Raw genomic sequence first — 21,383 nt, forward strand, 5'->3', positions numbered from 1 at the left:
CAACCGAGGTAACGTTCACAGGTTCTCTGGTCAGTCCCGCTCCCTAGCATGCTCGCATCGATTCCATTCTGAATCCACTTGCATTGCGATTTCGCCCGCCCTTAGTGAAGAGCTCAATCCAGCGACGAATGGCTAACGATTGCAGGCGTCTTTTTCGCATCCGGAGATAATTTTGACGCCCACTCAACTTTCCACTAGCCAGCTTTATTGAGATGAGAAACCTTCGGATCGCCGTATGCCAGTGCCTCTGCTTAGCCGCTTCGCGCGCTCGCGCCGTTGAGGTTATGGAAGTCCAGGAAATTCGCTTTGATGCGACAGGGAGCTACAGCAATCCTTACGTCGACGTGGACTTGTGGATCACATAACCGGGCCAAGCGGTGAGACTTATTGGATACCTGCCTTTGGGGACGGCGGGGAGGTGTTTCGCGTTCGATTGGTGGCACTTAGAAATGGGAGGATGGTACAACGCAATCATCGTTCAGGCAGACACCGACGGCAAACGCAACTGGCCCCCAATTCCAGACACGGCGCGGAATTGGGCTTACCGTCTCCGCATCCAAGATTCCTCTTCGGTCGAATAACGAGAAGAACCGCTCGCTCGGCCCCGTGGGACTCGGCAGCGGCCTGACGCGAAATCGGAGCAAACCGAGCTTCACTTAAGTTTCTGGAGAAGAAGGCCGTACGGCAAGAGCAGTGGACGGAGATCCCGCGGCCCAAATTTGAAACCGGTCGTACGAATGCCTTCCGTTGTGCCATTTTACGGCTGCGCGGACCATATCAATTCAACCCGCAGCATGACGACGTGCTTCCCCCCTCGGGCGCGTGAGTAAGGCAAGATCAGTTGCCATTACTCTGAGATGCGGGGCGCAGCATTCACATTACAACTCTGAATGTGATTCCGCAGTTAAGCTGGAAACGCCTTCCACACCTCAACGGCATGTCCCTGCGGCGTACCACCAGCACCACCCCACATAAGATGGCATTGGTGGCTCAACTCGGGCTCGCCAGGGCGTTGGGTTCGCTGCTACGGCCCAGGTTGCTGGGGCGTCTTCGCACGAGCGGAGGATTGACGCCTACATTTGCCGTGTCAATCCCCACTGACATTGAGAGCGAAATGAATTCCAATGTTCACTTCGTCCTTAATTGCATTGGCATCACGCATGAAATCCGATAGCGAGACTCCGAAACGCCATCACCGCCCACGGTTCGCCAACTTCCCCTTTGATCCCACACGGCTACCGTTCTATTACGGATCCGTGGTGCTAGTGTGTGGCACTCTGGGAGTGTTGGCCAGCGCACCAGGGCAAACCGTAGGCGTGTCGGTGTTTACGGACTTTCTGATTCAAGCGCACCATTTGTCGCGGAGTTGGGTCAGTTTTGCCTATTTTGCGGGAACCATTGCAAGTGCATTGCTGATCACCCGCGCCGGTCGATGGTACGACCGGTTTGGTGGACGCTGGGTATCTGCAGGCTCTGCCGCCATGCTAGCAGTCGTGTTGATGGGAATGAGTTTTTCGGTCGCAATCTCCGAGTTCATCGCGTCAGTTCTTCCCGTCCACTATCGCCACCACGTCTCGTTTGCAGTATTGACGCTAGGCTTTTTCGCAATGCGATTCTTTGGACAGGGAATGTTAACCTTGTCGTCTCGCAATATGGTGCTGGAATGGTTTGAGCAGAGGCGGGGAATGGCGATGGCCTTCATCGGGATAGCGGTCGCCTTTGGATTTTCGGTAACTCCTCCCATTTTTGAATGGCTCATCCAACGTGGTGGCTGGCCATGGGCCTGGCAGTGCATTGCTGGGATGATTGCCGTTTTTTCGCTAGTCGCTTTTAGTCTCGGACGCGCCAAGCCAGAAGACCACGGATTGCTGCCGGACGGCCCCTTTGCTAGGAAAAATCGAAAGGCGCACGTCGAAACGTTGAGTGGACGGCAGTTCACGCTTTCCGAAGCTCGCCGTACCTACAGTTTCTGGGTTTTCACCTTCAGTGTCCTTCTTTCCGCTCTAGTGTTGACCGCCTTCTCATTCCATGTCGTATCCATTTTCTCCGATGCAGGCATGCGACGCGGCCAAGCGGTTGCTATTTTCGTTCCAGCAGCCTGTGTCAGCGTCATTGTCGAATTTGTGGGCAGCTGGTTCAGCGACTTCATCAAATTGAAGTATTTAGCAATGGTTCAACTCTTTGGGATCATCGTGCTGTCGCTCAGCCTATCATTCCTGGATGCAGGCCCCTCTGTGTATCTTGTGGTGCTGGGGATGGGTTGCATGCAGGGCATGTTTGGCATCGTCTCTGGCGTAACTTGGCCGCGTTTTTTTGGGCGAACGCATCTGGGCGCGATCTCCGGATTCTCGACCTCGATCGTAGTTGCAGGTACAGCGGTCGGCCCCTACCTCTTCAGTGTTGCGCACGATCAGTTTGGGTCCTACCGCCCAGCTACTCTGTTGTGCGCCAGCGTTGGATTCCTGCTGTTTGCAGCGTCATTTCGCGCGGATCGCCCGCAATAGATCGCCCAATCCCCGAGGTGTTACCGCCGCAATGCCCGAGCACAGTACCACTCGCGGTCCGTTCAAATTAGGACAACCTTGAGAGATTTTTGTGAGACCGAATCCGGCATGGCTTGGGGATTGAAAGGGTTGTGGTAAAACCGGTAGCCTATCGTCATCCAAACGCTTCAATATCGTCGGAAGTCCAATGATTCCCCGCAGCCTGCACATCGTTACCGGCGCAGCCGGTGTTGGGAAAAGCACCTTCGCCAAGAGCCTAGCCGTCCAACACGCGGCGGCCCTGCTGGATAGTGACACGGTGACCGAGCCAGTCGTCCAAGCTGGCTTAACTGAGTCGGGCATGTCTCCGGAGGATCGCGACAGCGCGGACTACAAGCGTATCTTTCGCGACGCGGTCTATGAATGTTTGTTTCGGACTGCCGCCGAAAACTTGCCCCATGTGAGTGTAGTGATCGTGGGGCCATTTACGCGTGAGTTGGCTGACTCCGAGTGGCCGGAACAATTGTTGAAACGGTTTGGCATCCGGCCAGTGATTTGGTTTCTCACCTGCGAGCATGAAGTGCGCCGGAAGCGAATCGAGAATCGCGGTAACACGAGAGACCAGGCCAAGCTGACCGACTGGCAACAGCACCTCAGGCTGGCACCGCTGACTAGACCCGTATTTGCTGTAAATGAAATTGATACAAGCCCCTGACATCGCGTCCAGCAATGCGATGACCTCTTCCGGTCGATGCCATTGGTTGCCCGCCCATTACGAAGGGGGAGAGTGATCCACGGAACGCATCGCTGGACCACTGCCCCTTTGCATCGAACTCATTTGAACTCCGCGCCTCCGATACGTGTACCGACCGGTGCTTCGCTAAATTCCCAAAGTACGCGAGTAGTCGTTTCAAAAATTTCGAACATTAGTTCGTCGCCATCTCGCGGCATGTTTCCATGCAGTCTCGGCAAGCTTTAGCGCACGCTCGACAATGATCGTGACTGTGCGCACCACATTGCTCCGCACACCACTCACAGGCTTCGGCGCACAGCTTGCAAATCGCACCTGCGAAGCGACTCTCGCGAGCCATCGCTTGAGCACACAATAAACAAAGGTCGATACACTCACGACAACATCGCGGACAATCGTTATCGCTATCCATCCCAATCATCGCATTCAGACATTGCTCACAGGCGATTGCGCAGCGTTGGCAGGCTTCGATGCATTCCCGGTTGATACTCATTTTCAATTCTCCAGTTCAAAGAGAGGACTTTAGTGTTTTTCAAATTGTTTACGCAGCCTTAGCTTACGCACCCGCACGGTTTGCTGCCGATCGCGGCGAGTTCTCGCTGGGTGGAACAGGCGAGATAGGAATTGGGCCAGGACTGCTAGGATTGCCAGCACACCGATCCATAACCACGGACTCGTCCCCGTCAAATCGGGTAAGGTGACTTCCCCTGCGTTACCAAGGCTCTCGCTCAGCGTATGTAACCATGGGTATAAAACGACATAAACACCGGCTGCTACCAACATTCCCGCCACTCCGACCATGGCATCTCGCCTGCCCTCACCACAGGCCGCAACTGAGGTACCGGGGCAGTACCCGAACACTGCCATGCCCACTCCAAACAAGACTCCTCCCACGACGATACCGGCCCAGGCCAAGGGGCGGATATGTAATGACACGACTTCCAACGCAAGCAGCCCATAGACGCCTACCGCGCCGACAATGACTGCCGTTCCCATAATTTTGACGACCGTCCAGTCCTTCAGAATGAATTGCCCGACGATCACTCGAAATTTGGCAACGGCTCCCTTTTGGAGCAGAATTCCGAAAACGACTCCGGTAAACAATCCTAATGCCAACTTCCAAATTGGATCAAACATGGGTCTTACTCCTTCTTCCGTACAGGAGCAAAGACGTAGCAACCCCCGTTCCAAAAAACAGGATTGCGAATAACCAACTCGATGCCGCCAGTTGCAATGTGCCACTGATGCCGTGACCACTTGTACATCCTTGCGCCAGACGCGCGCCGAACATCATCAACCCTGCCCCAAAGAACGCCGCTGTGAAACGTAACGGGACACTCGGTCCGAAGCGTTCCTTCCACATCACCGGAACAACGATCCTTTCTCGATCGCCTGATGCTAGCGAACTAAAAAACGCACCGAGAAAGACGCCAACCACCAACATTGTCTCCCAACTGACTTTGGGCGTTTCCGTTTCAAAATATTCGTTATTCGCCGCGAGTCCCGGCGCAATCGCCTGCACCCCAAGTGCTGCGCCGTGCTCGAAAGCCGTCGTGATGCCGAGTGGGTGGTCAACACTGGCAAAAGCAAACCAACTAAGCACACCAATGCCGAGTCCGACGAGATAGGGCGACCACTGTTTATCCTGGAGCGGGTTCTTTATTGAAGTCATTAGAGTCTTCTAACGAAGGGGATGAAACGCTTAAATGTCCATCTTCGAATCGTCGCTGGCTAGCAGCGAAAGTCTTGGAAATACAGGGGCTCAAGCGCTCTCGAACCGGTTAGCCGATTGAGCGGAGACGTCGCAGGAGCCGATGCATTATCCTTCGGAAAACTTCCCCCAACGAAGTCTGGCAATGCACTTCGCAGGTGGTAGAGCAGCTTCCCCCGCAACTGGACTGCCTCCGCAGGGCGGGTCTGTTTTCTGAGTTATCAATTATCGGCTACCACTCTTTTCACCGCTCACAACTGTTCATTGCTGCTCCCTAAACGAGCATGGAGTAGATGGAAGGCGTCCCGTGCGAAATAATGAGCAAGTCATATCGAGCATCAACCTAGTGGATATTCGTTGCTCGGAAATATCGCCCAATTCGGGCTTAGACATGGAAAATCCTTTTGCTGAATACGGTGGAATTAGCGAGCGGCAAAAGTTTCAACTGCAATTAGGACGGCAATGAGAAAGGCGACACTCCCAAGGGTTATGGCGGTGCGATTCCCCGGCAAAAAATCGTACAGCGTGAGCTTCCCCCGATCACCGATGGGATCAATACGGCGGCTAATCCAATCGGACGCTTCAGCGTACAGATAGGAACCGGCTAGCATGCCCGCCATCATTGCGAGTGCGTCGTAGTTGCCTTGGCCGAGAGCCGCTGCGCCGGTGCCTGGACAATAGGCTGACAACGCAAAACCGACGCCAAATAGTAAGCCTCCCAAAATATTGGATGCGTAGCGCGTTGGCTTAATGTGCAGTTTCACCAGTCCCGCACGGTGCATGAGATGAATGCCCACCGCTCCCACGATAACTGCCGACAGCATGACCTTCAGCACCGTGAAATCGACAAGCAGCAGTTGCCCAATCAGGACATGGTATTTTGCCACGCCCCCTAACTGCAGCAGAAATCCAAACATGACGCCGAAAACTAAGCCTAAGAGCAGAATCCTCCTGGAGGCTACTTCAGGCTGCGTGAGCGGGAGTTCTGTCGGGACTACGTTGGCTTGGGGTGCTGTTGGGATGTTCATGAAGCTGTCCAAAAATCGAGGGCTCGCGTGTTCTCTAAGTTAATTGCCTGATGTGTTCTAAGGCGTTGGGAACGCGTCTTTCCAGCGTCTAGGCGGCGTACATCAACATCGCCGTAACAATGCCACCGAGGAAAAAGCAGATCGCTGCAATCCACGACCCTATCGCTAGTTGCAGAGTTCCACTAATTCCATGCCCGCTGGTGCATCCTCCAGCCATCCGCGCTCCGAAGGCCATTAGCACGCCACCGGCCAGCGCGACAGCGGCACGCAGCAGAAAGCTCTCGCGACCGAATCGCTCCTGCCACATCAACGGTAGAAAACGGCCGGTCAACTCTCCCCCAGCCCAAGCCGCAATAAACGCCCCAGCGATTACACCAACGACGAGCATGAGCTCCCAGCCAACTTTGGGTGGATTCTCTTTGAAGTACTTCAGCGACCGAGTGTGCTGTGGAGCGACTCGCTCCCCAAGCATTCCGGCAAGGCGTGCGTAGGCGGTAGAAGCTCCCAACGGTTTGTTCGAGAAATAGAACGTCGCCATGGAAAGCACACCGATTAATGCACCGACCAGATAGGGTGACCATGCGGCCCCGGAGTATTTGAGCGGATCGATTTCCCCGACGATCGATATCGAAACGATGGTCTCAAGCACGACTCACCTCCTCTCGCGGGGTCTCGACAGGGTAGCCTTCCGCCGTCCACGCCCCCCAACTCCCGGGAACGTTCGACACTCGTGTGAAACCTCGCGATTTCATCAAGCTCGATGCGATGCTGGCGCGGTAGCCACTCGCACAATAGGTGGCGTAGTGCTGATTCTTGTCCAGCCCCGTAATTCGCTCTCGCATGTCGGCGACGAAATAGTGCTCGGCATCTGGAACATGCCCGCCAGCCCATTCTTCTGGAGAGCGGACATCGAGGATGGTAGGTCCAGTTCGGGAGGCTTGGCACTCACGAAGCTCTTGAACCGGCATTTGTTCGAGGCGTTGCATCGGGAAACCGCCGTCTTGCCAAGCTTTCATCCCTCCCGCCAAGTAGCCTGCAAAGTGAGTGTGCCCACTGCGAACGATTAACCGCTGAATGCGATCGACGTCTTTGTCGCTGTCCACGATGAGCAGTAGTCGCTGATCCAGATCAAACATCTGTCCAATCCAGGCAGACATTTCCGGGCGATCCCCAATGTTGATACTTCCAGGCACATGTCCACCGCCAAAAGCTGTCATGGAACGAGTATCGATGACCGTGACTCCCGGTAGGCGACAGGCCTGCCGGAATTCGTGTGGAGGCAACGCGGGGATTGTCGGTAAGCGGTTCATGACCGGTGGACCAACAGCGTTGACTTTCTTCAACTCAGGATAGTGCCACGGGACAGGCGGCGCGTCGTCCACTACGAACGCTCGAAACGATTCAAAATCGGGGAAAGACAGAAATTTGTTAGTCCGCCGCTCATAGCCGATGGTGCTGCTTAGCCGATCACCGATGTCTGCTCCACAGGCCGAGCCCGCTCCGTGTCCAGGGTAGATCGTCACGTAATCCTCCAATTTCAGGTAGAAATCGTAAAGGGTAGTGTAGAGTGACTTAGCTAATTGTTCCGCTTCGTCAGAGCCAAGGAGATCTGGACGCCCCGCCGAGCCGACGAACAACGAGTCTCCCGTGAAAACGGCCCAGGGACTCTTAGGATGCTGCGTCTCGTTGAGCAAGAACGAGAGGTGCTCGGGCGTGTGACCGGGTGTATGGCGAGCGGTCAGCCTGAACGATCCGAAATCAAACTCTTGACCGTCGGTGACCGCTTCTGCCTCGAACTCGTACTCAGCTTGGACACCGCTCAAGTAAACACTTGCAGTCCCACTGCGTTCCGCCAAGGATCTACTGCCCGAGACGAAGTCTGCGTGAATGTGGGTTTCAAAAACATGCGTGATCGACACACCATGCTTTCTCGCTAGCTTCTGGTAGATTTCTACATCGGTCCGAGGATCAATGACTGCCGAAACGCCCCTACTCGTATCCGCCAGGAAATAAGATAGTTGGGCGATACCCTCGGTCAGAATGGGTTCTAGAATGAACATGACGAATAAATCACCTCAGTGTTTGCGGTTGAGTCTTGTTGATCGAATAGAAACGCCAAGGCGTGCAACCGGCATGCCAACCATAACGGTCCAAGCCTTCCCTGGCGTGCAGACGGGCCGTGGCGGCGGCGCAGCACAGGGCTTTCGCACGTTGAGCCAGTTGCCGGGATGCAAGCCTGATAAAACGAACCGCCGGAGCAAGGGGAAGGCCGTCTGCCCACTAAGAAACTCCCGTTCGGTGGAAGATCGCGTGGGATAGCCTGCCAATGCACCCGCTAGACCGGCGTCTTGCCTCCGGTGCAGCCGAAGACTTCCGCCGTCACATAGCTCGCTGCCGGACTAGCCAACCAAACGTACAACGGTGCCAGCTCCGCGGGTTGTGCTGGCCGCTCGAACAGCGTATCCGCGCCAAAATTCTCGAACTTCTCTTGAGGCATTGAACCGGGAATGAGGGGCGTCCATACCGGGCCAGGTGCAACCGCGTTGACACGGACACCGCGTTCCATAGCGAGCTTCGCCAATGCCTTGGTCATGCCGATTAGCGCCGATTTGGTCGTTGCGTAGGGGAGCAAGTAGGGGGACGGACTGTACCCCTGGATCGAGACCGTGTTGATAATGCTGCCGCCGGCAGGCAGGTGCCCCATGGCGGCCCGCGACAACCAAAACGGAGCGTAAATATTGGTCTTGAAGATCCGATCGAACGTTTCGGTCGAAAAATCTTCAATCGAGTCCTCTGTAACCTGAAAGGCTGCATTGTTGACGAGGATATCCAACGAACCGAGCTGCTCCACGGCTTGCCCGATCAACTCTGTGCAAAACGACTCCTCCCGCAAATCACCACCAATTACGACAGCTCGCGATCCGGCTGCTTCCACCAGCGTTTTCGTAACCTCAGCATCGCCATCTTCGGACAGGTAGTTGATGACAACATTCGCACCCTCGCGGGCGTAGCTGAGTGCAATCGCCCTACCAATACCACTGTCCGCCCCGGTCACCAGTGCGTTCAAACCTTTCAACTTCCCAGCACCACAATAGCTGTCCTCCCCATGATCCGGTTGAGGTTGCATGTTGGCCGTCGAGCCGGGCATCGAAAATGGCTCCTGACTCGGGAACGGCGGCCTTGCAAATGCTTGCCGAGGGTCGACTAACACTACGTCTGGGAAAGTTGTTATTGCTTGAACGGTATCCATCGCTATGCTCCGAGAAATGCGTTACTAATTGGAGGAGGGGCGTAAAGCTGGCACGCAGTCCCGATCATTTGGGCTGGTAGGTGCGCGTGTGCACTCGCGTGTACGCGTCCATGGCCGCTGGTCGCGCTTCCTCCCAAGACATGTAGTCTGCGCCTCCTTCGTTTTCCCATCGCTGCCGAGCGATCGCCTCCCGCGTAGCCCAGTCTTCCTTGGCATCCGTATCGTAGGATTCCCAGCCAGCTTGATAGGCTGGGCGGTAGTGATCGTATTTGTAGGAATCGTTGTAATACGGCCGACTTCGGTGCTGCTCTTCCCAGTAGGCAACCTCGACAGTCGGGTCGATCTGCTCAGCGACTGCCTTACCTGCCAAACCGCCAGCCAAGCCGCCCACAATAGCTCCCGCCACAGTACCAACCGGCCCCGCCACCGCCCCGGCGGCTGCACCCGCGGCTGCACCGCCAAGTGCCGTACCAACGCCGGCGCCAACCGGATGCGATCCAGGCTCCCCAGTCACAGCGTCTTCGTTCCGCAATTCTTCGCGAGTTTCTTCCCGATTCGTTTTCTGATAAGTCATCATTCGTTCCTTTGATTGGAGAGTCATGCACCTGAGACGAGACGATCGCATCGAATGCTGACCAAGATAGTCTTGGGAGACTAAGCAGCATATGCTGTGCCAGCCAACTCGCTCCTCTCGAAATCCATCCTCTCCCACATCGGTTCTCTCGTGCGTTCAGAATGTGCTGTAGCACGCGAACCGGATAGCCAACCACTGCAAGACTCCGCGTGACAACTGCAGTTAGCAGCACACGGCCACGACGCCATCGAGCTCGCCGTGTCTGAGCAATTGTCTGCAAAGTTAGCACGATGATCGTTGACCATTCAACTTCGAGGACGCGGGGTGGATGATTGCTAACGCCGCATCCCCCTCGCGTCGCAACGCCCCGAGAGTTCAGGCGACAGACAGCCATCTCGTCGACGCTGGCGACTCATCAGGATGAAGCTCAACAATCGGCGGAACCCGACATGTTAACAATGTGGTACGCATAGGCGAGTACATCATCCGTATGGATCACGGGTGATTCTCGGCGAGCATTCGCAATGCTGTCACTCTGCTCCAATAAACACTCTGCCCAATTAAACCGCTTGAACCTTCGCCGGAATTGCCGCGACGGCACCTCTGCGCAGCAATTCCACTCTGCAATCCACCACCTCAGTGACGTCGCTCACGCGCGGCTGACTCTGGCTGCGCATCGCTCAGCTTGCTGGAAAATACGCCTAACTGAATCGATCTTGGTCGACCTCAAAATCTGTGCACCTCAATTCCTGAAGGCACCACCAAATCGATGGAGCCAACTACCTGGATTGGCACGTTGCTTGCTCGATTGCTCGCAAACTTGGCCGACACTCGGCCACCTTCGTGGCAGACGCCCCAAGCTGCGACGAAGTCAAGTTCAGGAATCCTAAAACGGAGCATAGAAATGTCCATGAAAACCCTGGCTGATGCCTTTTACGATGAACTCCGCGACGCTCTTAGCGCTGAAAAGCAATTGGTCAAGGCGCTGCCGAAAATGATTAAGAAGGCCTCTTGTGAAAAGCTTACTGCAGCGTTGGAAGAACATCTATCTGAAACCGAGAAGCAGGTTGAACGCGTTGAACAAGCATTTGACGATACTGGCAAGAAGGCTAGAGCCAAGACGTGTGAAGCCATGAAGGGGCTGATCACAGAAGCCGAGAGCATGCTTAAGGAAGAAGCCGAACCTGCGGTGAAGGACGCCGTCATCATTGCTTGCGCTCAAAAGGTGGAGCACTACGAGATCGCCACTTACGGTACACTCTGCACCTGGGCCGAGGCGCTTGGATACGACAAGGCATTAAAACTTCTCAAGCAGAATATCGATGAAGAAGAGGGCGCCGACAAGAAGCTATCGCAGCTCGCCCAAGCAATCAACAAAGACGCACTGGTCGTCGGCTAAGGTCGATGGAAAGATGCGAAGTCGGTCCAGCCCTTCGCGCGTCCGCCACTTTCCCAAACCAGTTGACCGATTGCCCGCATTATCCCCAGAACGTGATTTCACGTTCTGGGAGGTGACGCTTGTCGTGCCCAGAAAGTCAATTCTTCCTCCATCCCTAGCACTTCGCCTAACTTCGCACCAGCGTGAGGCTCCTCTCAGGTATGACTTGCGCGGCACCTCGAAAAAAGCAAAGCCAGCCAACGAACAGACTCCCCCAACAGTTCATTGAACGCACTCACGATGCGTCCGCGTCCCGTCAAGCAGAGCCAATCTTTCCTCTGCAAATTGGAAGTGCCGCCCTACATGTTCCCATCGCGCTCAGCCGCGTTGTTGCGTAACCAGGTAGGCCGGATCAGGCGACGTATTGCCTGGTTCCCTACGGCGCAGGGTGGGCAGTTACGGCGCATCGTCCACGTGATAGATCGGTTTCACCCCGTGCATCAGTTCACCCAGGTCCAATTCTAAGTCGAGTAGTCGCCCCGTCTCAATATCGAACACCCAACCATGCACCACTAGCTCTCCAGCTCGGCTAGCCACCTGCACTCTGGGAATATTCGAGACATTGATGCACTGCTCTTGAACATTCAGTTCGACTAGCCTCTTGTAGCGTTGACCTTCGTTTTCGATCTCCCCCAACTCCTCTCGGTGCAAGCGGTAGACATCGCGGATGTTGCGCAGCCATGGATGCAATACTCCCAAATCACTGCATTGCATCGCAGCTGCGATGCCGCCACACCCGTAGTGGCCACATACGACAATATGTGCAACGTTCAGCGTCCCAACTGCAAAGTCGATCACCGAACTAGAACTGAGATCATTGTTCGGAACCAAATTGGCGATATTGCGGTGGACAAACAAATCACCGGGTTGCGAGCCGGTCATATCTTCGGCCGTCACGCGGCTATCGGAACAGCCGATGTACAGAGCCGCTGGGTTTTGCCCCTCGGCGAGGTGAGAAAAGTACTCGCGGTCGACCGCGACTTTTTCATCAATCCAGCGTTGGTTGTTCTCGAACATTTGCCGGAGATCCATGCTTCTTACCCTTTCTATCAAGAACTAGAACTAGGAAATATCTGCGGGAAGGTCTTCATCGCTGATGTGAGCGGATGCATCCGGCGGCAACTCAACTTCGCTGACCATGGGCGCCGAGTAATCGTGCAGGTTGTCGTCGTGCAACAGCTCAAGCAAATTCTTTTCAATGGTTGTGCAAATTCCATCCAGTGGCAGAAAATCAACGCGCCGCGTATCGAACGGATTTTGCAGCTCCATTCCAATTCGATCCAAAGCGAGCAGCATGTAAGCGAGTATCATGATGAACAAGGGGACTAACCAGACACGGTGTGATGCGCTTGCTCCCCAGAACGCCGCGAACAGAGTGCCTTCAAAGTCTTGCATCAGGCTCAGCGGTAGGAATGCCAGCAGCAGAAAGATAAACTGCCGTACTTGAATGGCACCTGATCTCGCCAGCGGCGTCTTCAAGATCCTCTCGCACCCGCCGAGGTAGTCGATCAGCAAGCTGCGCTGACGCTCCGCTTCCTGAAAAGCAAAGCCGTTCATGCCGTTGCGCCGAGCATCGTGAAGCAGGGAAGCAATGCGACGCGAGACAGCATCGGGCATGTGTTCGTTCGATTTCAGCCAGTCGATTTGTTGTGAGGTCAGCAGCCGCGCCAACTCAGGCACACAACGTTCACCGCGAAGTGATCTCCGCGTCACATGGGGAAAGGCTGCCACCCACTTGATGAACTGAGCTCGCCATTGCTGGTCTTCTGTACCGTAAGCCAACCCAGCGATTGCGAGGTTGCGGGATTCGTTGACAATACCTCCCCATAACTTGCGTGCTTCCCACCACCGGTCGTATCCCGCATTCAAACGCAGTACGAGAAGCAGCCCTAGCACCGTACCGGCGACCTCAAAGGGCCTCGCCGGCATGGCCAAGCTGACCTCATAGTGCTTCGCTACGAACTGGCTGATGAACACCATGGCAGCAGCCAGTAGGCCAAAGCCAACCACATCGGGGAGAATACGAGGTAGGACCGAGCCACGCAACACGAAGGTGCCCAGCCAGTAGGAGTAGGAGAGTGGTTTGGTTTCACCGACTGGCTCGACTCGATCCGCGATACTGCGATGCAGCTTCATGCGATAATTCTAGATAGAAAAGTACGTCCAATGACGGCGCTCGGAAGCTGATGCTCCCAAGCACCCAAGATCAGTGGCTTTTCTTAACGCACATTCGGGGCCAAGCTCGCTTCGGTGGCGTGAATGGGTCAGAATTCACATTGGCTGATCGATCACCTGCCAGGGTGGTCCCGCTCACTTCACTCCTACTGGATGTGGCGGGCTGGATGTGGCGGGAAAAGGTTTATCGAGGGTAGCAAGCCGATCAGCCGACTGCATAAGTTGGGCAAATACGCCCTCGCAGCGTGCTGCCATTCAACAAAAAGTCACTTCACGCGGTCTTGGCTCAAGACTTGCGTGCTCCAATTTCCGTCCGATACCGTTTTCAGCATTCGCCGAGGCCTTTATGACCATCGCTAGTACCAACCCCGCCACCAACGAGACCGTCGAAACCTTCCAGCCGATGGTCAAAGACGAAGTAGTGCAGGCAATTGCCGCCGCGTCTGATGCATTCAGATCGTGGCGTCAGACGGCCTTTGAGGAACGCACTGCAAAATTGATGCTGTTCGCCAAACTGCTCCGCTCTAATGCTGAAACCTACACGCGTCTAATCACGCAAGAGATGGGCAAGCGACTCAGCGAAAGCCACTACGAAGTTGAGTACTGCGCAAACATCGCCGAGTTCTACGCGCAGGGAGCCGAGAAATTCTTGGCAGACCACCCCATGGACGTTGAAAACGTCAATGCTTATCTGCACTACGAACCACTGGGTGTTTTGCTGGGTGTCATGCCCTGGAATTTTCCGTTCTACCAAGTCGTTCGCTTTGCCACTCCCAACATCATGGCTGGCAATACCGTGATGGTAAAGCACGCCAGCAATGTTCCCAGATGTGCCAAGGCGATCGAAGAGCTATTCCACCAATGTGGTTTGCCCGCTGGCGTCTACACCAACCTGTTCATTCCCTCTGAGTTCGTCGAGTCCATCGTGTCGGATTCGCGAGTTCAAGGGGTCTCGCTGACGGGCAGTGAACCGGCTGGAGCGGCCGTTGCAGCCATCGCCGGCAAGAACCTGAAACGCAGCGTTCTTGAGCTTGGCGGAAACGATGCCTTCATCGTCCTAGATGACGCCGACTTGGAGTCAACCATCCAACTAGCCGTCCAAGGCCGCACGGTCAACGCCGGGCAATCATGTGTTGCATCGAAACGCTTCATCGTCGTGGAGGCGATCGCCAAACCGTTCCTTTCCGGATTTAAGCAGAAGATGGAAGAGCTGAAACTGGGCGATCCCATGGAAGAGGAAACTACCCTCGCACCGCTTTCGACCGAAAACGCAGCCGTCAGTCTACTGGAGCAAGTCCAATCGGCTATTAATGCCGGTGCCACTGTCGTAACTGGTGGCGATCGCCCCGATCGCAAGGGAGCCTACTTCAACCCAACCATTTTGACCGATATCACGCCGGAAATGCCCACCTTCGACCAAGAGCTCTTCGGTCCTGTTGCGAGCGTATTCGTCGTCAAAGATGAAGCCGCCGCAATTAAACTCGCAAACCACTCGTCCTACGGTCTGGGCGGCAGTGTCTTCACCTCGGACGTCGAGCGTGGCCGACGCGTTGCCGAGCAAATTGAAACGGGGATGGTATTCGTCAACCAACCGACAAAGTCCCAAGCTGAGCTGCCCTTCGGCGGTATCAAGAACTCAGGGTATGGGCGCGAACTCTCGCACCTGGGCATCTTGGAATTTGTCAATAAAAAGCTGATCCATTTAGGAAAGAAGGAATCATGAGCCAAACTACACTCGTTACTGGTGCTTCATCAGGAATCGGAAAGGAGCTGGCGATTCAGTTTGCTAAGCACGGCGACAATGTTGTGTTGGTAGCTCGAAGTGAAGACAAGCTGAACGACTTGGCTGAACAAATCCGCCGCGATTACGAGGTCGTTGCCACGGTCATCTGCAGCGACCTCGGCACGACGGATGGTGTGGATCGGTTGTGCAATCAGTTGAAAGACCAGAGCATTGTCATAGATACCCTGGTAAACAACGCAGGCTTCGGGGCCCTCGGCAAATTTGCGGAGCTCTCGATCGACCGTCAAACCAATATGCTCATGGTCAACGTGGTCGCACTGACACGTCTGACGCGAGCGCTACTACCCGCAATGATCGAACGAGGGCAGGGGGGCGTATTGAACGTGGGTTCCATCGCTGCGTACCAAGCTGGACCGAATATGTCGGTCTATTACGCGAGCAAAGCTTACGTGCTGTCGTTCACCGAAGGACTGCGAGAGGAGCTTGCCGGCACTGGCTTGCACGTGACTTGTCTAGAGCCGGGCGCCACGGAAACCGGTTTTGGCGAGGATTCGGGGATGGGTAAGCTCGACATGTTCTCATCGTCTACCATGACAGCCCAGGCTGTCGCTCAAGCGGGCTACAAGGGCTTCCACAAGAACGAAGATGTAGTCATCCCCGGCTGGAAGAATCGCTTGTTGGTAACTTCGGTTGGATTCCTTCCGCGGTTTGCCACTCGAAAGCTGGTTGGGAAACTCCAACGAGTTCAATCTGGCGAATGAGGAACAACAGGCTCCTCGCATTGCTGAATCATGTGCAGGCGTTGGGCTAACACTTCACGCGGTATCGAAAACAATTCGACCGCGATCTCTGCCAATATCACGCGGCCCTTCGTCAACCATGCCGCCGCAAATGCCCAGACGGCAATCCACTCCATCCAGAATAGGAAATTGTAACCGTTGAGCCACTGCTTCCATTGTGCAGGGACGATTATCAAATAGGTTCCCATGGCCATCATGCTCAAAAGAATCACGACACCACTGCTTCGGTAAATGAAGTTTCTCTCCCAGGGGTGAGGTTCGCCTTCCTCCGAGGCAGTCGTCGATCGCGGAAAGTGATACAGCGAATAGAATGCCAGCGTCAGGAAGAACGCACCACCGCTGAGCGTATGCAGGTAGCCGCTGATCGACTTCTGGAATAACGGATCACTGTTTGCATCGAGTGGACACAGGGCGACGCCCAACGCAAACAAGCAGCCGAGATTGGCCGTCCAGCTCTCGATCCAGTCGTGCCCTCGGTAGCAGAACAAGAAGACCGCGATCGCGCACATCGTTCCCACGAAGATGTCTCGCAATCCCGTATGGTAGTAGCTACTGATATTGTCTTGCAACGGTATGCCGAGCAACCAGCCACCGGGCCCAAGCGTAATTGGCAGCAACAATCCACTCACGCCAACTGCTTTGCGAATACCCTTGTAGGAAAGCACCATCGCATTGGCTTGCCTTGATAATTCCCGATTCACTCCATTTCCTCATACGTAGCTTGTACCAGGGCTTGACCGTGCGTGCGTTCCAACCGTCGGATGGTGAAGTGGGCTCGCGCAATATCTTGATAGTGATCAATAAAATAGCTATTGATCAGAGCACCTCCGAGAGCACCAATCACAGGAATGGCTTGTGCCGCCAGCTTCTCGCTGACCACCAACCCGAAACGTTCGCCAATTTTTGCCACCAGCTTAACCAGTGGAGGCGCGGACGGGTTCGACAATCCGTACTTCACGACGTACTGCGACGCATCGCGAATCTGTTTGGCCATGGCTGCGCGAACCGCAAAGTACCCGAGTTCGGTGTCATCGTCCACACGGGACTGATTCCCGGAATCCAGTGCAAAAACCTCCAGACAGGCCAAGCGAGTTTCGACCTCACTCAAATCTTCCCCCTCACTGCGAGCGATGTCTGCCACACTCCGTAAGATCAAAACCGTCGAAACGGGCAATTCTGCGGCAATGGTCGCCCCACCGAACATCCCCCCTGCGGCCCCCGACAAGCCGGCCAGTAGCTTGTGAGTCAACAATCGGGGCTTGCCAGTTCGTATCGAGTCGTTGCCCAGAGTCCGTAATGCAACGTCCAACGCTACCGTCAGCGATTTATCGATCGCCCGATAGACGGCCTTTTCCGCAACGTCAGGCAACAGTTTGAGCGAAGCCGTGACAGGAGCGCCCAGCATCTCAGTCAACCGATCTGCAATTCCGTGGTGCTCCAGCACCCGCTTCGCCTCCGCCAGCTCTTCGCGGGCGACATCGGGAAGTCTCACGTTAATTACTTTGGACATGTTGAATTGGACCACGACAGAAAATTAAAAATTGCCCTGAATACAGCGGTCCAGTGTGCAACAATCATACCAATAAACTTCCGTGCCAAATTTCGCCTAGCAAGCGGCGCACTTAGCACTGCAGCTTTCCGCGCAGTTTAAGCCAACTTCCCGTCGAAACTATTCAGGGCGTCGCCAACTGCATGACTGAGGCCGAATAAGCCAGTGAATCCGGCGACCTCCACCAGCCGCAGGCCGTTATGCAGTGGGCGGGTATGGGATCATGCAGGTCTGGGACGGCAGCATTTTGCAAACCGTTGGCTTTAGAAAACATCTAAAATCGCTGCAATTTCGTGAAGAATGCACGATTCGCCGCATCCAAGCTGCACATGCTCGCAAAATCCAGTGCCGTTCAAGGGTTCGGTTGACCGGCAGCAACATCGTGTAGAAATTGACTTTTAGTGCGGACCTATTGCCATGAAATGTTGTGACGTTTTAGACCAACTCTCAGCCTACTATGACGGCGAACTGCCGGTAGAGGTACGAGACGCGATCGCCCAACATTTGACCATGTGTGAGCAGTGCACTGAAGAACATACAGGTTTTGCAACTCTTTCACGTGCAGTGAAAGCAACATCAAGACCTACAGTACCACCCCTGATTTGGGCTCAAATCGAGGCACAAATTTCCAATGTCCCAACGATTGATTCAGCGGTGAGCCCGCCCAAGCAGCCTGCCCCACGACGAACCTGGGGAGCCTTGCGTCCATTGATTCTGGCCGCTTCTATTCTGCTGCTCCTTGGCTGCGGATACTGGCTGTGGCAACCCTTTGGGAGCTCGCATGCTGAGCACCAGCATAGCGTTGAATTCGCTGCCACGATGGATCATTACCTGCGGACACTCAACGATGCTCCCGAGAAGGCTGAGAAATTTCTGTTGAAGAAATACCAAGGGGAGATGGTCGATCCAGAGGGAGCAATACGACTGGTGGGCTACCGGCCGGCAGTTGCCCAGGGCTTGCCCGAGGATTACACACTTGCATCTACGAGCGTCCTCAAGATGCCATGCTGCACCTGTGTCAAAACGGTCTGCAAGCGACAAGATGGCTCTACTCTGGTTCTGTTTGAACATAATGATGAGAAAACAGCATGGTTTGGCCGGCGTCCGATGAAGATGGAACGGTGCGGCGATACCGACTGTTGCTTAGTCGATCTTGACTCGAATATCGCAGCCACATGGAAGCGAGGTTCTCGGTCGGTAACCATTGTTGGAGTGCGTGACAAATTCGAAGTCAGCAAGCTGGTTACTTGGTTAGGGGATGAGAGCGATAGCGGATGATCCAAATGAAGGGGCCATCGCATTCTACTAGGCCCGGCCCCCGCCCTGAGCATCGATCTCGGTACCGCTCCCCCGTCTTTGAGACGTGCCCGGTAGGACGCTAGGAACTCTGCAGCTTCCTGGACGCTCACTAGTCCAACGGCGATACCAGCCCGCCCTGCAGCGATGCTGCCAATCTCGCGCTGGCTCCAACTATTCCATGGCAGCGATAGGGCTGTCTGGCAAGCTCATTCAACTGGCCGATCGACCATCTTTCTCCCGACAACGCGAGACGCCCCACATGCACCTGGTGATTCGCAAGCCTTGATTCCCAAGTCTCGCGTCCGCCGCTTGGAATTCAGTGGGAAAGCAGCAGTCGCAGCCAACGACAGTGATTCCCGAGGTATTGGATTGTTTTTTCAACAGAAGCGGAATCGCGGCTGACTCCCGCATAGGACAACTCTTCGTGGTGTCTAGGTTAGCTGTGCGACCAGCAACGTCGTGTCATCGAATGCTTCTCGTCCGTTGCGAAACGCATCCAGCGAAATTTGTAACGCGTTTACTAAATCTCGGGCGTCCGTCGAGCCATGCTGGCTCATCAGCTTCTTAATGCGTTCCGTACTGGGCTTCGTCGGGATCGAACGCCTCGGTCACACCATCGCTAACAATGACGACCCGCGCGTGTTCTCCCAGTTCAGCGGTCTCTTCGTTGTAGACAGTGCTCTCGTCCACCCCAAGTACTAAATCGCCAATCGCCATCCGCGTAGGCGGCTTGGAACCGTGCTGCCAAAAGGGCAACTCGTGACCCGCATTGGCATACACCAATCTCTTTCCGTGAGTATCGATCACAATCAGCGTCATGGTTACAAAATGGCCCATCATCACGTATTCGCAATAGCGTTGATTGACTTCCGTAATAATTGCCGCAGGACTGGCATTCCGCTTCGCAGCTTCAGACACGAACGCTTTCAACAACGTCGCTGCCATCGCCGCAGGCACCCCATGCCCACATACATCCGCGACGCACAACAGATGCCGACCATCGGCTATTTGGATGCACGACTTCGCCCCTTCTTCACAGCTACCGCAAATAATTGCGGAATCTTTCCTAAGACACTCCTTTCCTGGCCGAGTGGCTACAGAGAGGTTCCACTGACGTCGCAGGTCAGCTCAGCTCGAATGGGCAAATAGACTCGATGAAGTGCCGCTACAGCAATTGTGCAACAGGCGCAGCGCTATCGGCGAATTTGTCGATGGGGACGCCCAGCTGTTGCAGCATGGTCACGAACACGTTTCCTAGCGGCTGATCCTCGTGGGCGATCTCCTTTTGCCACGGTTCTCTCCCGCCATCCCACGCACCTCCCTGAGGGTTGGCTCCCGCAAAATTGAGGTACTGGCCATGCTTGAATCCCATATTTTTTCCACCTGCCAGGACGATAGGATAATTTCGAGAAAGGTGAAATGCGCTCGACGCTGAACCGAACAGGAGCAGCGTGTTATCCAGCATCGAACCGGTTCGAGCCGGTTCTGGAGTCTGCTTAAGCTTCTTTGCAAAGCGTGCGAATTCTTCATTTAGGAATTGGCAGTAGATGGCAAAATTCTTCCAGCCACCCGGTTGTTTCGTTTCATGCGAAAGTTGGTGCGCTAGATTCAGTCCCACCGCTCGCGCCAGATGGTCACTGATCCCAACCCCATTCTCTCGACCAATCTGGTAGGTGGCTACTCGAGTGGAATCGGTCTTGAAAGCCAAATAGATCAATTCGAACATCGTTTGAAGATAGAGTCGTGGATCGTCAGGGGTCAGGTCGAGATTGAGATGATCCACCTCCACGGTCGGAAGCGGTAGGTGGATCCAGCGTTTGGCCTTCTCCACTTTCAACTCAGCCTCTCGGACAGAATCGAGGTACTCATCCAAGCTACTCTGATCTTGGGAAGAGAGCCTCAGCCGCAAGGACTTCGCATCTTCCAGTAGATCGTCCAAGGCATTGGCACTGAGCGCCAATCTTCGGGCCGCGTCTTCGTCCGACTTGACGAACAACATGTCGAAGACACGTTTGGGGCGATGTTCGGCAGGAATGGCGCGACCATTGCGGTTAAAGGACAACGTGTGCGTCCCACGCGGCGTGCCAGTTCCACCATCTGTGGACATCACCAGGGATGAAAACCGAGTCTGATCTCCAACGTGTTCCGCAAACACTTGATCCAGTGAGATCGTATTTTGGTACGGTCCATCCGAACCGGTGGTGGCTGCGGTCAAGAACTGATCGGCATTTGAATGCCCATGGACTCTGCGCGCCGCAGGATGTGAAAAACCGGACAGAACCGTTAGATCCTTTCGCAGTGGCTCAAACGGCTCAGTGCATTTCGTGAAGCTGAATTCCTTACCAGCTCCATGGGGGAACCAGGACCAGTCGGCGTAGGCTGGATCTTCCGCCAGCGGCATGGGTACGCCATCCGGAAAATAGAAGCAAGCCAGACGCTTGGGAGGTGCAGTATCAACAGAGCCCAGGGCCAGAGCCGGTTGGGTGGACTCGAACAACGGAAGCGCCAGCGCAACGCCTGTACCTCGCAGGAATCTACGGCGATCAAGCGAATTCAGGTTTAGGGTCAACATGATATACCT

General features: G+C 54.9%; 25 protein-coding genes. 10 read left to right on the plus strand and 15 right to left on the minus strand.

Annotated elements, in window-relative coordinates; translation table 11 throughout:
• Positions 1-212 precede the first annotated feature (212 nt).
• The 4 genes from Q31a_RS30445 (at position 213) to Q31a_RS22210 (ending at position 3,198) form a co-directional block, all read left to right on the plus strand.
• The gene (locus Q31a_RS30445; RefSeq protein ID WP_197355515.1) at positions 213-365 is read left to right on the plus strand and encodes a hypothetical protein; all 153 of its coding nucleotides are present in this window, start codon (positions 213-215) and stop codon (positions 363-365) included.
• A 12-nt stretch (positions 366-377) separates the two neighbouring features.
• Positions 378-581 (plus strand): hypothetical protein, encoded by a 204-nt coding sequence (locus Q31a_RS22200; RefSeq protein WP_145082703.1) that lies wholly within the window; start codon positions 378-380, stop codon positions 579-581.
• Positions 582-1,160: 579 nt separating this feature from the next.
• A complete protein-coding gene (locus tag Q31a_RS22205; protein WP_231690885.1) occupies positions 1,161-2,504 on the plus strand; it encodes an MFS transporter in 1,344 nt (447 codons plus the stop codon).
• 187 nt (positions 2,505-2,691) lie between these two features.
• Entirely contained in the window at positions 2,692-3,198 is a 507-nt protein-coding gene (locus tag Q31a_RS22210; protein ID WP_145082707.1) for an AAA family ATPase, read from the plus strand.
• Between the two features lie 211 nt (positions 3,199-3,409).
• On the opposite strand, the gene Q31a_RS31460 is transcribed toward Q31a_RS22210, so the two are convergent.
• The 6 genes from Q31a_RS31460 to Q31a_RS22240 form a co-directional block, all read right to left on the minus strand.
• Positions 3,410-3,727, minus strand: coding sequence for a four-helix bundle copper-binding protein (locus Q31a_RS31460; protein ID WP_145082709.1), 318 nt, complete (start codon positions 3,725-3,727; stop codon positions 3,410-3,412).
• A gap of 29 nt (positions 3,728-3,756) precedes the next feature.
• A complete protein-coding gene (locus Q31a_RS22220; protein ID WP_145082711.1) occupies positions 3,757-4,371 on the minus strand; it encodes a YeeE/YedE thiosulfate transporter family protein in 615 nt (204 codons plus the stop codon).
• Positions 4,364-4,906: a YeeE/YedE thiosulfate transporter family protein gene (locus Q31a_RS22225; RefSeq protein ID WP_231690886.1), complete on the minus strand. Its 543-nt coding sequence runs from the start codon at positions 4,904-4,906 to the stop codon at positions 4,364-4,366. The genes Q31a_RS22220 and Q31a_RS22225 overlap by 8 nt, the downstream gene beginning before the upstream one ends.
• Positions 4,907-5,367: 461 nt before the next feature.
• Complete coding sequence (locus tag Q31a_RS22230; RefSeq protein WP_145082713.1) at positions 5,368-5,973, minus strand: DUF6691 family protein; 606 nt, start codon at positions 5,971-5,973, stop codon at positions 5,368-5,370.
• Positions 5,974-6,061: 88 nt separating this feature from the next.
• Positions 6,062-6,622: a YeeE/YedE thiosulfate transporter family protein gene (locus Q31a_RS22235; protein WP_231690887.1), complete on the minus strand. Its 561-nt coding sequence runs from the start codon at positions 6,620-6,622 to the stop codon at positions 6,062-6,064.
• Positions 6,615-8,033 carry an MBL fold metallo-hydrolase gene (locus Q31a_RS22240; RefSeq protein ID WP_145082715.1) on the minus strand — a complete coding sequence of 473 codons (1,419 nt, stop codon included), beginning with the start codon at positions 8,031-8,033 and terminating at the stop codon, positions 6,615-6,617. Before Q31a_RS22240 ends, Q31a_RS22235 begins: the two co-directional genes overlap by 8 nt.
• 73 nt (positions 8,034-8,106) lie before the next feature.
• Between Q31a_RS22240 and Q31a_RS22245 the strand changes: the two genes are divergently transcribed.
• Entirely contained in the window at positions 8,107-8,292 is a 186-nt protein-coding gene (locus tag Q31a_RS22245; protein WP_197355517.1) for a hypothetical protein, read from the plus strand.
• Between the two features lie 16 nt (positions 8,293-8,308).
• On the opposite strand, the gene Q31a_RS22250 is transcribed toward Q31a_RS22245, so the two are convergent.
• Both Q31a_RS22250 and Q31a_RS22255 read right to left on the minus strand, forming a co-directional pair.
• Complete coding sequence (locus Q31a_RS22250; RefSeq protein ID WP_231690888.1) at positions 8,309-9,121, minus strand: SDR family oxidoreductase; 813 nt, start codon at positions 9,119-9,121, stop codon at positions 8,309-8,311.
• Positions 9,122-9,287: 166 nt separating this feature from the next.
• Positions 9,288-9,797, minus strand: a complete 510-nt coding sequence (locus tag Q31a_RS22255) for a hypothetical protein (protein ID WP_145087531.1) — start codon at positions 9,795-9,797, stop codon at positions 9,288-9,290.
• A 904-nt stretch (positions 9,798-10,701) separates the two neighbouring features.
• Between Q31a_RS22255 and Q31a_RS22260 the strand changes: the two genes are divergently transcribed.
• Positions 10,702-11,196 carry a YciE/YciF ferroxidase family protein gene (locus Q31a_RS22260; protein ID WP_145082721.1) on the plus strand — a complete coding sequence of 165 codons (495 nt, stop codon included), beginning with the start codon at positions 10,702-10,704 and terminating at the stop codon, positions 11,194-11,196.
• Between the two features lie 435 nt (positions 11,197-11,631).
• Here the strand turns inward: Q31a_RS22260 and Q31a_RS22265 are convergent, their stop codons facing one another.
• Complete coding sequence (locus Q31a_RS22265; RefSeq protein WP_145082723.1) at positions 11,632-12,267, minus strand: carbonic anhydrase; 636 nt, start codon at positions 12,265-12,267, stop codon at positions 11,632-11,634.
• A gap of 30 nt (positions 12,268-12,297) precedes the next feature.
• Positions 12,298-13,371 carry a bestrophin family protein gene (locus Q31a_RS22270; protein ID WP_145082725.1) on the minus strand — a complete coding sequence of 358 codons (1,074 nt, stop codon included), beginning with the start codon at positions 13,369-13,371 and terminating at the stop codon, positions 12,298-12,300.
• A gap of 385 nt (positions 13,372-13,756) precedes the next feature.
• Between Q31a_RS22270 and Q31a_RS22275 the strand changes: the two genes are divergently transcribed.
• Positions 13,757-15,133, plus strand: coding sequence for an NAD-dependent succinate-semialdehyde dehydrogenase (locus Q31a_RS22275; RefSeq protein WP_145082727.1), 1,377 nt, complete (start codon positions 13,757-13,759; stop codon positions 15,131-15,133).
• Positions 15,130-15,915 carry an SDR family NAD(P)-dependent oxidoreductase gene (locus tag Q31a_RS22280; RefSeq protein WP_145082729.1) on the plus strand — a complete coding sequence of 262 codons (786 nt, stop codon included), beginning with the start codon at positions 15,130-15,132 and terminating at the stop codon, positions 15,913-15,915. Before Q31a_RS22275 ends, Q31a_RS22280 begins: the two co-directional genes overlap by 4 nt.
• Here the strand turns inward: Q31a_RS22280 and Q31a_RS22285 are convergent.
• Both Q31a_RS22285 and Q31a_RS22290 read right to left on the minus strand, forming a co-directional pair.
• Entirely contained in the window at positions 15,900-16,655 is a 756-nt protein-coding gene (locus Q31a_RS22285) for a hypothetical protein (protein ID WP_145082731.1), read from the minus strand. The genes Q31a_RS22280 and Q31a_RS22285 overlap by 16 nt on opposite strands.
• Positions 16,652-17,464 (minus strand): EcsC family protein, encoded by an 813-nt coding sequence (locus Q31a_RS22290; RefSeq protein ID WP_145082733.1) that lies wholly within the window; start codon positions 17,462-17,464, stop codon positions 16,652-16,654. Before Q31a_RS22290 ends, Q31a_RS22285 begins: the two co-directional genes overlap by 4 nt.
• Before the next feature lie 456 nt (positions 17,465-17,920).
• Between Q31a_RS22290 and Q31a_RS22295 the strand changes: the two genes are divergently transcribed.
• On the plus strand, positions 17,921-18,781 hold the full coding sequence (locus Q31a_RS22295) for an anti-sigma factor family protein (RefSeq protein ID WP_145082735.1): 861 nt from the start codon (positions 17,921-17,923) through the stop codon (positions 18,779-18,781).
• A 452-nt stretch (positions 18,782-19,233) separates the two neighbouring features.
• Here the strand turns inward: Q31a_RS22295 and Q31a_RS31200 are convergent, their stop codons facing one another.
• Together Q31a_RS31200 and Q31a_RS30955 are read right to left on the minus strand one after the other, a co-directional pair.
• Positions 19,234-19,359 carry a hypothetical protein gene (locus tag Q31a_RS31200; RefSeq protein ID WP_261342685.1) on the minus strand — a complete coding sequence of 42 codons (126 nt, stop codon included), beginning with the start codon at positions 19,357-19,359 and terminating at the stop codon, positions 19,234-19,236.
• Between the two features lie 7 nt (positions 19,360-19,366).
• Positions 19,367-19,747, minus strand: coding sequence for a PP2C family protein-serine/threonine phosphatase (locus tag Q31a_RS30955; protein WP_231690889.1), 381 nt, complete (start codon positions 19,745-19,747; stop codon positions 19,367-19,369).
• Between the two features lie 15 nt (positions 19,748-19,762).
• Here Q31a_RS30955 and Q31a_RS30960 point away from each other — a divergent pair, with 15 nt between their 5' ends.
• Positions 19,763-19,951, plus strand: a complete 189-nt coding sequence (locus tag Q31a_RS30960; protein WP_231690890.1) for a hypothetical protein — start codon at positions 19,763-19,765, stop codon at positions 19,949-19,951.
• A gap of 16 nt (positions 19,952-19,967) precedes the next feature.
• Here Q31a_RS30960 and Q31a_RS22305 read toward each other — a convergent pair whose 3' ends face one another.
• A complete protein-coding gene (locus Q31a_RS22305; protein ID WP_145087534.1) occupies positions 19,968-21,371 on the minus strand; it encodes a DUF1552 domain-containing protein in 1,404 nt (467 codons plus the stop codon).
• Positions 21,372-21,383: the final 12 nt, after the last annotated feature.

This window comes from Aureliella helgolandensis, from assembly GCF_007752135.1.
In the GTDB taxonomy this organism is placed as follows: Bacteria; Planctomycetota; Planctomycetia; order Pirellulales; family Pirellulaceae; genus Aureliella; species Aureliella helgolandensis.

Bases quoted from the DNA above. Each gene is read 5' to 3' on its own strand.
- Q31a_RS30445 (WP_197355515.1), top strand. From the start codon at position 213: ATGAGAAACCTTCGGATCGCCGTATGCCAGTGCCTCTGCTTAGCCGCT.
- Q31a_RS22205 (WP_231690885.1), top strand. From the start codon at position 1,161: ATGAAATCCGATAGCGAGACTCCGAAACGCCATCACCGCCCACGGTTC.
- Q31a_RS22210 (WP_145082707.1), top strand. From the start codon at position 2,692: ATGATTCCCCGCAGCCTGCACATCGTTACCGGCGCAGCCGGTGTTGGG.
- Q31a_RS31460 (WP_145082709.1), bottom strand. From the start codon at position 3,727: ATGAGTATCAACCGGGAATGCATCGAAGCCTGCCAACGCTGCGCAATC.
- Q31a_RS22220 (WP_145082711.1), bottom strand. From the start codon at position 4,371: ATGTTTGATCCAATTTGGAAGTTGGCATTAGGATTGTTTACCGGAGTC.
- Q31a_RS22225 (WP_231690886.1), bottom strand. From the start codon at position 4,906: ATGACTTCAATAAAGAACCCGCTCCAGGATAAACAGTGGTCGCCCTAT.
- Q31a_RS22230 (WP_145082713.1), bottom strand. From the start codon at position 5,973: ATGAACATCCCAACAGCACCCCAAGCCAACGTAGTCCCGACAGAACTC.
- Q31a_RS22240 (WP_145082715.1), bottom strand. From the start codon at position 8,033: ATGTTCATTCTAGAACCCATTCTGACCGAGGGTATCGCCCAACTATCT.
- Q31a_RS22245 (WP_197355517.1), top strand. From the start codon at position 8,107: ATGCCAACCATAACGGTCCAAGCCTTCCCTGGCGTGCAGACGGGCCGT.
- Q31a_RS22250 (WP_231690888.1), bottom strand. From the start codon at position 9,121: ATGCCCGGCTCGACGGCCAACATGCAACCTCAACCGGATCATGGGGAG.
- Q31a_RS22255 (WP_145087531.1), bottom strand. From the start codon at position 9,797: ATGACTTATCAGAAAACGAATCGGGAAGAAACTCGCGAAGAATTGCGG.
- Q31a_RS22260 (WP_145082721.1), top strand. From the start codon at position 10,702: ATGTCCATGAAAACCCTGGCTGATGCCTTTTACGATGAACTCCGCGAC.
- Q31a_RS22265 (WP_145082723.1), bottom strand. From the start codon at position 12,267: ATGGATCTCCGGCAAATGTTCGAGAACAACCAACGCTGGATTGATGAA.
- Q31a_RS22270 (WP_145082725.1), bottom strand. From the start codon at position 13,371: ATGAAGCTGCATCGCAGTATCGCGGATCGAGTCGAGCCAGTCGGTGAA.
- Q31a_RS22275 (WP_145082727.1), top strand. From the start codon at position 13,757: ATGACCATCGCTAGTACCAACCCCGCCACCAACGAGACCGTCGAAACC.
- Q31a_RS22280 (WP_145082729.1), top strand. From the start codon at position 15,130: ATGAGCCAAACTACACTCGTTACTGGTGCTTCATCAGGAATCGGAAAG.
- Q31a_RS22290 (WP_145082733.1), bottom strand. From the start codon at position 17,464: ATGTCCAAAGTAATTAACGTGAGACTTCCCGATGTCGCCCGCGAAGAG.
- Q31a_RS22295 (WP_145082735.1), top strand. From the start codon at position 17,921: ATGAAATGTTGTGACGTTTTAGACCAACTCTCAGCCTACTATGACGGC.
- Q31a_RS31200 (WP_261342685.1), bottom strand. From the start codon at position 19,359: ATGAGCCAGCATGGCTCGACGGACGCCCGAGATTTAGTAAACGCGTTA.
- Q31a_RS30955 (WP_231690889.1), bottom strand. From the start codon at position 19,747: ATGGCAGCGACGTTGTTGAAAGCGTTCGTGTCTGAAGCTGCGAAGCGG.
- Q31a_RS30960 (WP_231690890.1), top strand. From the start codon at position 19,763: ATGCCCACATACATCCGCGACGCACAACAGATGCCGACCATCGGCTAT.